The organism is Nitrospiraceae bacterium, assembly GCA_020632595.1.
Lineage (GTDB): Bacteria > Nitrospirota > Nitrospiria > Nitrospirales > UBA8639 > Nitrospira_E.
This window is the reverse complement of record JACKFF010000030.1, coordinates 1-11,403: the sequence shown is the minus strand read 5'-3', so window position 1 is coordinate 11,403 and position 11,403 is coordinate 1. Positions and strand designations below refer to the sequence as shown.

Annotated in this window: 6 protein-coding genes; all 6 read right to left on the bottom strand. The window is 53.7% G+C overall.

What is annotated here, in order from left to right; all coding sequences use genetic code 11:
- The coding region (locus H6750_21220; protein ID MCB9776835.1) for a hypothetical protein at nt 1-2,008 on the bottom strand (2,008 nt) is incomplete at its 3' end.
- A gap of 208 nt (nt 2,009-2,216) precedes the next feature.
- Nucleotides 2,217-5,291 (bottom strand): hypothetical protein, encoded by a 3,075-nt coding sequence (locus H6750_21215; protein MCB9776834.1) that lies wholly within the window; start codon nt 5,289-5,291, stop codon nt 2,217-2,219.
- Nucleotides 5,292-5,355: 64 nt separating this feature from the next.
- Nucleotides 5,356-6,018 carry a hypothetical protein gene (locus H6750_21210; GenBank protein MCB9776833.1) on the bottom strand — a complete coding sequence of 221 codons (663 nt, stop codon included), beginning with the start codon at nt 6,016-6,018 and terminating at the stop codon, nt 5,356-5,358.
- A gap of 141 nt (nt 6,019-6,159) precedes the next feature.
- Nucleotides 6,160-7,128, bottom strand: a complete 969-nt coding sequence (locus H6750_21205) for a hypothetical protein (protein ID MCB9776832.1) — start codon at nt 7,126-7,128, stop codon at nt 6,160-6,162.
- 79 nt (nt 7,129-7,207) lie between these two features.
- Complete coding sequence (locus H6750_21200) at nt 7,208-9,361, bottom strand: hypothetical protein (GenBank protein MCB9776831.1); 2,154 nt, start codon at nt 9,359-9,361, stop codon at nt 7,208-7,210.
- 53 nt (nt 9,362-9,414) lie between these two features.
- Nucleotides 9,415-11,403, bottom strand: a 1,989-nt coding sequence (locus H6750_21195; GenBank protein MCB9776830.1) for a hypothetical protein, incomplete at its 5' end; no start/stop codon positions are given.

Here is an 11,403-nt window from a genome sequence, read left to right as displayed (position 1 = left end):
ATCGGGCTGAAGAGACGTTGTCCCCAAATCCTCGTTGTCCTTCCACAGTGATATTTTGGTAATTAGAAATTCCAGCCGAACCTCCGTTTATCCTCAGACGCCGGTCTTTAAACGTATGATCATCGAAAAGTTCGACCCAGGCTTGGCCGAGTTGTGTGATCGTGACGGGAGAAAATTTTGAGGATGAGACTGTATCGTTCCAATCTCTGGGGCTGAAGTCGGAAATGGCTCCTAGACCGCCGGTCCCGGACAGTCTGAGCAAGCGTCCCTTGAATGATTTGTCCTCAAACAGCAAGTATTGCCAACCCGAGGGAATGACCCACTTGGCGGAGGAGGTTTTGTCCTCGAATCCTTCAACTTGATCATAGTCAGAAAAATTTCTCAATGAATGGTCACGGAAATCGATCATGATACTGCGATCGCCGAAGGCACGGTCGTCATAGAGTTCGATCCAGGTCTGATTGAGGTCGAGCAGGGGAGGTGAGACGGATGAGGGAACCGGCCTGAATTCATTGAACCGGACAATGCCCTTGTGCCGCCAATGTTCCACTCCATAGATGAACAATTCTCCCTGTGAATCGACATACACGCCAGCGCCTGCATCGAAGTCACAGATGTCATGGCAGTACAGATGCCGGTTCGCGATTTTCGTAACGACCGTATGATGACGGAGGATACCGGGATTTCCGATTTGTCCGATTTGAAGCAGTTCCAGTTTAAACAAATCGGCCCAATCCTCTCCTCCGCTGAGGATGCCTCCTAGGTTCACGTTTTTATGAAGTCCAACAACAAAGACCTGGCCGTCACATTGCCGGACGAAGTTGATGTTCTGATAGTTTCCAAATTCCCGATCCATGCCTTGCAGTTCATGCTCGTGCCAGGAATCGACGTGGACAAATGTGTTGGTCAGGATATTGGCATTTCGGGAGAGGTAGAAATCCAGAACGTTGGAATCCGACCGTCCGACTAGTAGGAGAAAGCGACCATCCGGGCGTTGTACCAGGGCTGTTGCTCCGGCACTGGGTTTCTCGCTAAACCCTCCGATGGTTCCCGAACGCGAAATCCGGTACAGCTCTTGTGGATTGGTCGGATCTTTGATGTTATAGAACACCACTTCGGATTGATTGCCTCCTTCTACCCCGACGGCCAGCACCTCTCCCATGATCTGAAATCCACCAGCGTGAGTCAGGGTGCGACTGGCTTCAATGACTTTGATAACCCGGTCATTGTTGGGGGGCGTATTTGAGGAGAGCCGATTGGAACGAAACCGGCCGGTCTTTGCTCTGGACTGCATTTCGACGACCATAATTTCACCGGCATGGGCTGCACTGCCGGATATGGCCAGATAATTGCCCAATCGTTGAATGCCCTGATAATGAGAACTGCCACTTCCAGTATAGGCTCCGGGTGATTGAGTATGACGGAACCCGAGTTTATCGCCATGCGTCCGTATTTTGAGGAAATCCTCGCGAACATCCCGAACGCACGGGTTCGTGGTCTGTACCTCTGATGGCGGGATAGTCGGGATGGGGAAAAGGGGCGGTCTGTTGAGCGGTACAGTCTGGCTCTTCAGATTTTGCAGGAGAGACTGTACACGGATTGGGGTGAGGCGTGTCGTGGTTCCCCTGGAGCGGAGACTTGTCGTCGTGCCGATAGCCTCGTAAGCGGTTCCCTCCGGCTTCAACAGAACAAGATGATACGAATTCTCTTCATCTCCTGTTGTGAGGAAGGCAGTAGTTGACCCAACAGACTCCTGGTGGGTGCCGATGGTCGCGTTGAGTAATATCGTCTCTTTTCTGTCTGCCCCGACGGGTCGCACTTCTAGGAATGGATCTCGACTTTGCACCGAATAGACGTGAGGCGTGAGAAGCATTTCACTCCCGTCGGCGGCAGAGAAGTATATAGGCGTTTCCACAGAAATTTTCGGTGGAGCGGATGCTGAATAGACCGTGCCCATGCTTGCATGGATCATCAAGCTCAAAAGAATAACTGTCCAATATGCTCGCATATTCCCTCCTAACCTGTCGTGATCGAGATTAAGGCCTAGCCGGGAGAACCGGAGTTTTCAACCCAGGCGACGGTTGCAGCTTTCGTCACGTGGGACTCTGGTTTTGGATCTCCGATGACGAGGGGCGCTGTGTGTGAACGTCAGATCCACTTCATCGCTCACCTCTGATCTGAGTTCCGCCATGAGCAAGCTGCAAGGTATCGCGACCTTATCGGATAAAAACCCGAAGTCGTGCTCGAATGGGTAAATGATCAGAATCTAAGGCCGGGTCGCCTGGTTTCGTTGAGTTCGTCCGATCTTCCTCCTCGCAACTTGGTTTTCGGCATTTCAACGCATATTGAGGGCGGTACCCATTTTGGGTGACGAGGTTCCCCGTGTCGGCCATTTCCACACCACCCTTTGAGTCACCATTCAATGGATTATTGCCGTTTCGATCCCACAGAACTTCATACTCTCGGACCGGATCGTCATAGGCCCATCCGGCTCCGACTAACATCATGGCATCGTACCGTTCATTCCGGTCATACAGGTTCCCTGCTTTCCCTCGGTGGGTAGTCATCCACCAGGGAAACTTGGTATGGCGGGACGGGTCCTTTTTCCAACTTTTGGCACTTTCCCAGTTCTGTGGAATACCATTGGAGCCGATGGCGCCCATGCGATCATGCATGTCATTGTCATTGGCAGCCATCGATACGTCCACCGCATAGCCGAACGCTTCCCGAAGGGTGTGCAAGAACCAATAGTGCTCGCCGCAATGATGCGCAGACCAATTGAAATCGCCGAGTAAGAGGATTCGATTTTGGTAATGGTGTGGGTGGTTTTTCCCCTCACTGTTAAAGGCCGAGGGGTTTTCCTTGAGAAAGGTGCGGAGTTTGGTCATGAGATTATTGAGTTGGTTGCGTCTCTTCAACCAACCGGAGGATCCGTCAGCCAAATGAAGATTGACTACCATGATCGGCCGATCAGCTTCTTGCTGTCCGGATGCGGTCACTGACCGATAACGTGGGATACTGATTTGACCCGGGATGCCAAACGTCTTGACAAAATCGCTGGCTCCATCCTCCAAGGCACATTCATATTCATTGGTTCGGTCATAGGTCTTGCAACGGGCTTTCTTCAGAAGTGAATTCGGAAGGAAAATGTTGTTGGCATTCCCACTCCTCCAAAGGTGCTCGGTGATAAACACCGGACCCCGCCCATCGGTGGCCACCGCATTCGGGAAGTCTTCGTCCTGCCCTCGAATGACATTCCAGGATCGAGAGCCCATCTGCATCGCTTCTCGGGCAAAAACATCCGCGTAAAAGTATTCCGCAAATCCATCGTCATCTCCGTCTCTGAGTTCTTGCAGACCAATGAGATCAGCATCCCATTGCCAGGGTGCCTGGTCAGTGGGCTCAAGAATGGCCCTGGTGCCAGGTTGAATCATGCCACGGGAAGCTAGGAGGTTGGCCGCATTACGGGTTTTCCTTGCATGAGGTGAACCGGAGTCGTAGAGGGTATTAAAAGATGCCACCGTGAAATCACTGGCATCCGGATTCCGCATAACCCGCCATTGTGGGAAAAATTCCACATCTTGAGTTGGATGTTGAACTTCAACGGCGATCTCGGTGGGAATGGGCACATCGAGGTCCATGAGGAAAAGATTCAGATCTCCCGCCTTCGCACCCATTTGGCCTTTCAGGATTGTCCGGCGTTTTCGTTCTGTCCAAGCGCCGTTTTGCTTGGCGATAATCCGAAAGTCGAATGCCCTGGAGTTGAGCGTTCCCCTCAACTGAGGATTTTTTGTGGACGACTTGGGGGTAATGATCGGTGGGCAGGTAAATCCATTCTCAAGAGCCCTGTTCATGTCGGCGGACGAATGGGGCTTCGGGGTTGGAGTCCCGACCGGCGAAGTGGTTTTCGCATACAGCCACACATAGTACCGACCTGGTGAGAGAAGATGGGAGGTGCCAAATGTATGAGAAGATTGGCCATGGTTCAACGGTCCACGTACGAGGTCAATGTTCACCTCGACCCCTTTGTTGGATTGAGTGTGTGGCTGAGATTTTCCAAGTAACACGTAATTGGATCCATGGCTCCAGGCGCTATTGGGAATGACGATTTTGGGATCACGATCCGAACGGGCATTTTCGTTATAGAGTAATCCGTTTGCCGGACTGGTCGGTTGGAAGAGAAGCATGCGGGTATCATAATCCTTGGCTTGATAGTCCGGCCATCCGGTGAAGTCTTGGGTTTGAACTTCCAGGTAGTCATGTGGTTGGAGCGGGCCGACATCCACCAGGGTCCCGCCAAAATGTTGAAACGGAGGGTTGGTCAGCGGTTGCCAGCCGGTGGGTTCTTTCTTTTCCAACGTACAATAGGCCGTAGCCCGACGTTGACTGAAAACGTACACTGTGGCTCGAATCGAGGTAGGTGGCGCAGGAGATTGGCAGGTTGCACAAATATAACTTCCCAGATGGTTCCCTTCTGCCGAGGGATGATCGTCATTGTAGAGAGTGGTCAGTCTCGTCGGAGGTAGGGTGTGCGACAGTCCTCTGGGGATCGGCTCCAAGGTATCGGTCATGGGATTGGCGGACATGTCGACGATCATACCCGTGTCGTTCTCACCCAGGCATCGGGTCCGCAGTTCGAGCCCGGTCGTACTAGTAATGATTTGCTGGTGAAAGGCGCTGACGGGGAGGCGTGAGACGCGACCTTCCAGCATGCGCGTCCCTTTAAACGAGGGCAAGTAAGTCGCTTCAAAGAGTGGCGAGGCGGTGGATGTGGGAACGTCCACGGTTGGCCGAGCTTGGGTCACTTGGGGAATGCCGGCTGATGCCGATCCAAGGCCCTGAGGAAGGGTACTTTTTCCCCCAGCGATTTTTGGAGAAGTCGGTGAACGGGCCAGCGCCGAAATCCCTCGTGATGTTAACTGGCTCTGTCCCGTGACAGTGAGGCCGGTTCCATCTGGGAGTAGTAGCATGAGCTGAAATTCGTTGAATCCGTGTTGTTTCAGTATGGCTTGTGAATGGGTGACAGGCTCTATATGTGTTAGGGGGCTCGCCTGCAGGATGATGGCATCACGACGCTCGTCTTGTTGGAGTCGAATCCAGTTATCAGCCTGTTCCACTGTGTACGTTCCAGATGGCACTTCGATAGTGTCCCCATCCGAGCCGAGAAATGAGGTCGACTGGTTTAGCGTCACCTGCGGAAGATGAAGGTCACTCCCGGCTTCGAGATGAGAATCTATAGCCATCAAACTACCGATGAGGAACCACATGGAGATGATAAGAAATCGTCTCATGGCATTAACCTCCTTTAAAGACTACGTCTCCCTTCTCATAATGGCAGGTATGGGGAGCGTTATATTAGAGGGGGAGGGAGCCTGACGCATTTGGTTTATACCTATTTGGCCTGTTCTGAAAATTCAATCGAGGCAAAGATTGAAGCTTGGGAACTGTCGTTGTGGGAACGGTGATAGCTGTGGAGGCGGTGATGCCTTGCGGGCTCAGGGAGAGATACTGATTGCCGGACCGCATGATCAACCGTTCCTTGTCCTGCGTGGCGTCGAAGAGAATTTCATTTAACGTACCGGTTGTCGAACGGCTTTGGAACAGTGACAGGAATTTATTCGGTGGCTGCTGAGTGGGAGACAGGTCTTTTCCGTTCCACATGCTTCCCAAGACGACCGGGCAATTGGGGGCCGGCACGAGGCGGATGCGATACTGGCCTTGTCGACCGGACACTCCCCTCTGTTCTACCCGTTCTACCATCCCGGCCACCGCCCGGCCTCGAGCTACGGCAATCTGAAAGGGCCGCCCGACGATATTGTCAAAATCGAGGGCAGGGTGAGGGGCGGTGATATCCAAGTCGAACACAAACGGCTGGGAGATCCGCTCCGTCCCGCTGAACTGCACCACAGAACCTTGAGCCAGCGCTTCTAGATCGGGATTGGGGGCAGCTCCTGTTGAGCCGGGGCTTCCCATGCTCAGGCACAAGATCCCAATGGCTAATGTAAAAGGCATTCTCATGAACGGTCTCCTTTATGCTTGTTGCAATAGATGCTGTATTTTGTGGTGGCCTAGGAAAGAGCGGGCGGGGCGGACAGAGTGCCCTGTCCGCCTCGACCCCGGCCCTATCGAAATTGGCTTCTGATGTTGCCGCGCCCCATGTTATTTATCCCATAAATCACACACAAAGCGGAGGCTGTCGATATACCACCCATATTTTCCGCGAAAAGCCTTCCCGGCCTTTCCGCTTGGGCAGAAAAATATGTCAGATTGAGTACCACCGGCTCCGAAGCTTTTGAACCTCCCTAAAGGGCAGCCGGCGAAACATTCCGAGTATTGGGGTGCCTTGGCTGCCTGGTCCCATGGACTGCAGAGTAGGCTCCCACCATGGACGAACTGGCCCGAACGGGCCTTGAACCCCTGAACAACCTGGCCGTTGTTACATCGGGCTATCTTGGCAATTCCCCCACTTCCCCCAACTGGCCCTCTGGTAAACTCATTTCCTAAGGCGCCGGTTTGGGGATTGATTTGCTGACAAATACTCCCAATGGCATCAAGCCACATCCCAGACTTGTAAACCACTCCCACAAGGACGGATTGGGTACCGCAATCCAGGTTATAGCTCCGGGTGCCTCCCGACCCACCAAATAGGGGAGTAGAATATTCAGTCGGTGTCGTGCTTTGTGAGGTTGAACTCAAGGTTCTTAATCGCTGAATCGTTAGCAACGAAAACGTGCCTCTTGATCGGAGGCCGCTGTAGGTTCCAATGGCCTCCAATCGTTTCCCGCCCGGCAGCAACAGGGCCAGGTGGTGCACATCTGGCGATTCGCCTTGCGCGGAAACCGCCAGTGGTTCGGTGAGCGACTCATCATGGGTGGCTGCTTGGGCTTCCAAGAGCAGCGCATCGACCGCTTGCCCTTCGCTCGGAGTCACGCGCAGCCAGGTATCGGTTGACGCGAGTTCATACTGTCCGGCATCGAGGACGATGTCACTGCCTTCGGCATTCAAAAAGTGAATGGGTTGCTCCAAGGTCACGGTGGTGTCGGCCAAGGCTGGGGCGAGGCCTGCCAGCCACCAACCCATTAATGTTCCGGCTATCATTAACAGAATTTTACATTTGGGAATTTGCATGATTTCGCCCTCCCTAAATCAAGGTGTATTGAGATTTTTGTTGTCGTACCTGGGTTTTCTCCTCTGATTCTCTGTCTGTTTATTCCCCGATTGGCAGTGAACCGCAGCGCACCGTGTACGGTTCCGGACGTCCCGACGGGTATTCGTAATCATTGGCCTTGGAGAGCCAATTGGTAACTCGTTGGACCCACAATGCGAGATTGACAACCGGATTCCCCGGTAAATGCCTGACCGCCCAGGTTACCAGCTCGTCTGTCAGAAGATGCTGTTTCATCCCCTTTTGTGTGTAAGTGGCTCCGTGTCGAATCATGGAACAGGTCTCACCGAACGTTTTGCCGGTGAAGTCCAAGCTTGCCGAGGGGGCTCTCCACCCGTCGGCAAAGCCTCGTTCCGCCGTGTGACAATTGGCGCAAATCGTTCCGGTCGTGGGATTGGTTCCGGCTGGAAATCGGCCTGCACTGACATGTTGCTGATATTTGGCATTGTGATTGGCCATGCCGTGACAATTCGTGCACTGGCTGGATTGAAACGTGGGATAGAGATTGGCAAAGCTATGGATCGAAACTTTGAATTGAACCGGGCGGGGTGAGGAGGCCGTGCAGACTCCAACGCTGTTACAGGCCGATACGGTCCATTGGAATCGAGTCCCTTGTTCGTGATCCCACCACAAATCGTTGGGAAGTTGGAGGGTGAGATTGGTGCCTGGAGTTGTCCCGGAGCGGAACATCATTCCCGAACTCTCAGGCGCGGGACCGGGAGGTGGACCACAGGGTTGGCCCATTGGTGCGAGACAAATGCTATACAGACTGGCCTTGGGAACGGATTGCCACGCGAATGATACAGGATGTTCCGATCGTGGATTACCGTTGGAATAATAATTCGTGAGCCCCAGTGCGACGGTTGGAGCCGGGCTGATCAGGATGGGAGCGGCTGGCTTTGCCAGGGAGATTTGGCGCACAGCCTGTTGGTAGAGACAGCCAAACGTGCGGTTACAGGCTGCGACGGTCCAATGAAAGGGTCCGTTTCTCAAGAATGTCCAGTCGCTCGATGGGCTGTATGATCTTGGCGATTGGCTTATATTGACAGGCACTTGAACCACTAGGGTAGTGTCCGTTGTCGTGGCTTGTTTAGGGCATGCGATGCCTGGTTTGGAGAGACACAATAAAAAATAGTCAACTCCTTGGAGGGCATCATATCCCCAATGGAATGTCGGACGAAGTGTCTCCAGGACACTGTTCATCCCTGGTTCCTCAAGTTTGGGTGGGGGCAGTGGCCATTGAAGTGTTCTTTGGCTCGACTGTGAACAGCTTTCCGCTATTCCCCCTCCTAGAACGAGTTTATTCGGATTGGGAGCACAGGCTCTGATTAACCAGTGGAGACGTTTTCCCTGGAACCGAATCGGTAGTGTGACATCATACCGGTTGATGGTGATCGGGGTGCCGGTTGTGTTTTGGGCTGACCCAGCAGGCGGTTCGATTCCCAATTCATATTGAGCGGTTCCCGCCTGCGCTGCAGCTTCCACTGTCTTGAATACGATAGACGTCTGAGCGGCTCCGCACACCGTGCCAGCTTCAGCCACACATAATTCGTACCGGGTTTGGGCAGGATTCGTGGAGGGCGGATGCCATCGAAATGACAACGCGGGATTGGCGAGAGAAGCATTCGGTGCCGGTTGATCCAGTACGGGAACCGGCGGGCTTCCCTGAACCTGGACTTGAGGATTGCCCGGAAGTTGGGGCGTGACCGTGGGCTTGGGTGTTGAGGGAACGGGGGAAAAAGAGAGCTTAGGGCTGGAGGGACGTTTTGCCGTCAAAGCCTGCTGAATTTGTCTTTGTGACAGCGTTGCCCGCAAGGTTGCTCGCGATTGAATTCCGCTGGAAGATCCTCTCGCCTCCAGCGCTTTTCCATCAGGGAACAGCAGCAAGAGATGTATCTTCCCCGTTTCAGATTCGACGATCACCGCTGTCTGAGTTTGTAGAGATTCCTCATGGTTGATTGTGGCCGCTTCAACGAGAATGGCGTCTTTCCGTTCTGCTGGAATGAGTCGCAGCCAGGGATGCGCCGGCTCCACCGTATAAGTATCGGGCATGACGAGATAGGGTGTTCCGTCGGGACTCACAAAGAATACGGGCTGAGTAAATTGAACGACAACAGGGTCTTGTATGGGAACTTGTTCCGCTACACTTACGCTAGTGAGCAGGCCCATGAATAGAAGAATTAACAGTATGTTCATTGTCCCAAGTCCCCCTTGTGGGTGATTATGCATTCCCGATTTTCCACATGGCTCTACCAGATTTTTGTCTTTTGCACTTCGTAGAAGACGGAAAACGTATGGTCAAAGCGTCCTTGATCGGTTCCTCGTAATCCTTGGATCAGGGCATAGCAACTGGTGTTGCGGCTTTGGATTTCGAGCAAGTTATCGCTCTCCAGCCAGCCCAGCGGACTCGCTGAGTCGGTCCGATGACTTTTCCAGTTCCTACGTGGGATGTCTCCAAGTTTGTCGTCGCTCCCGGTGGTCAGTAGCTCGACCACTTCTTCACCACAGGATGCTCGATCGCAATCATAGGCTACGCCCCACACCGAGATCTCATCGCCTGGGATGGCCTCGGGAAGGGTGGCGAATGGCCTTCCAACGTAAATCTGGGTTCCCGATTCGAAATTGTTATAATTGCCGAAGTCGAAATTACTCACGGACGTGCGTTCGTAGTAGCCATTCTCTGGACTGATGCTTGCCCGGAATGAAAACTTTAAGTCGCCTGGGCTGGCCTCATCACAATCATGAAAGAGGTCGATATACCGGACGCTGAATATGACCCGCCACACGGATTCCGGGATGTATACGGTCGCGGGGGTGGACCAAAGACATTTCCTGGGGGTACAGGCCGCGACTTGCCACCGTACCCCCTTTCCCGCCATTGATCGTAGCTGATTCAGGATGGGAATATCGGTCTGTAACTTACCATTGTTCCGGCTTACGTCTTGTTCCAATAGATTTCCGGAAGCCGCACAGGCGGTTCCCTGCGTAAAGACACACAGTTTGAATTGCGGTGCGTTGGAGTTGGAGACCCATTCGAATGCCCGGCTAGGACGTAACGTGATGCCACCGTTGCGTAGGGTTGGTGCTTGAGCGATCGTGATAGGCCGGACTTGAGGTTGGATGGCGCAGTTCCCATCGGTGGTGCAGGCGGACACTGTCCAATTCATCTGTTCTCCGAAAAACTGGGTGAGGTCCGGCGCAGCCACCGTGTTCGACGGACCAATCCTTTTGATGACGACGGAATGGGGATTGCTGCCAGGCGCGGTCTCGCGTGATGGGCATTGGACTCCCGGCTTAGAGACGCACACCAAATAATACGTCGCCTCGCGAACCTCCGACCATTCAAGGCGGGGTTGTAAGGTGGTGACCGTGGCTCCGGATTCAGGAAAACGTAATTGCGGGGGGCGAAGTCCTGTGGACCACACCAGAATCCGGGAAGCCGGAGCACTGCATTGGCCATCCGAGGTGCAGGCTTGAACGCTCCATCGTATCCGCTTGCCCCGATACTGATACGAAATGATTTGGGATGTGGCAATGGTGGTCCCCGATGTCGCCGGAACCGGCGTCGGACCCAAGACATAGCCTGAGGGATTATCGGCCTCCTCCATTTTAAATCGATAGGACGAGATGCCTGGACCTGACGTTGGGGGATGCCAGGTGAAATATTTTTGTGGGGAGGCGGAACCGGTAATTTCGAAATTTTCTGTCGGACTAACGAGAATCGGGGGATTCGGCACGGGTTTCCCGGTTGTCTGGAGAGGAGGCTGAGGAACATTGATGCCGCCTCCCAGTCTCGGCCCCGGTTGGATGCTCAGTTGTCCTTGGTTTATGGTCGGCGTACTCGACGAAACTTTCGGGCTTGTGGAAGATGAGGCCTGGTTCAGTGCGAGCGTTCGGCGGGCGGGAGAAAGAGTCCGTAACCCTCCTCGTGGACGGATGCCGGAATACGTGCCGACGGCTTCCAGTTGTTTGCCGTCCGGCAACAACAAGACTAAATGATGGCGATCCGCCTGTTCTCCTTGGACCGAAAGGGCCGATGGTTCCGTGACCGCTTCCTCATGTGGTGCGGTCACGGCTTCCAAAAGAAGCGCATCGACGGCTTGTCCGTCGCTCGGGGTTACGCGTAGCCATGCATCGGCTGAGGCCAGTTCATACTGTCCGGCTTCGAGGATGATGTCGCTGCCCTCCGCATTCAGAAAGTGGACGGGTTGCTCCAAGGTAATGATCGTACCGGCTAG

Excerpts from the sequence above, each read along its gene's own strand:
- H6750_21215 (MCB9776834.1), bottom strand. The coding sequence starts at position 5,291 with ATGAGACGATTTCTTATCATCTCCATGTGGTTCCTCATCGGTAGTTTG.
- H6750_21210 (MCB9776833.1), bottom strand. The coding sequence starts at position 6,018 with ATGAGAATGCCTTTTACATTAGCCATTGGGATCTTGTGCCTGAGCATG.
- H6750_21205 (MCB9776832.1), bottom strand. The coding sequence starts at position 7,128 with ATGCAAATTCCCAAATGTAAAATTCTGTTAATGATAGCCGGAACATTA.
- H6750_21200 (MCB9776831.1), bottom strand. The coding sequence starts at position 9,361 with ATGAACATACTGTTAATTCTTCTATTCATGGGCCTGCTCACTAGCGTA.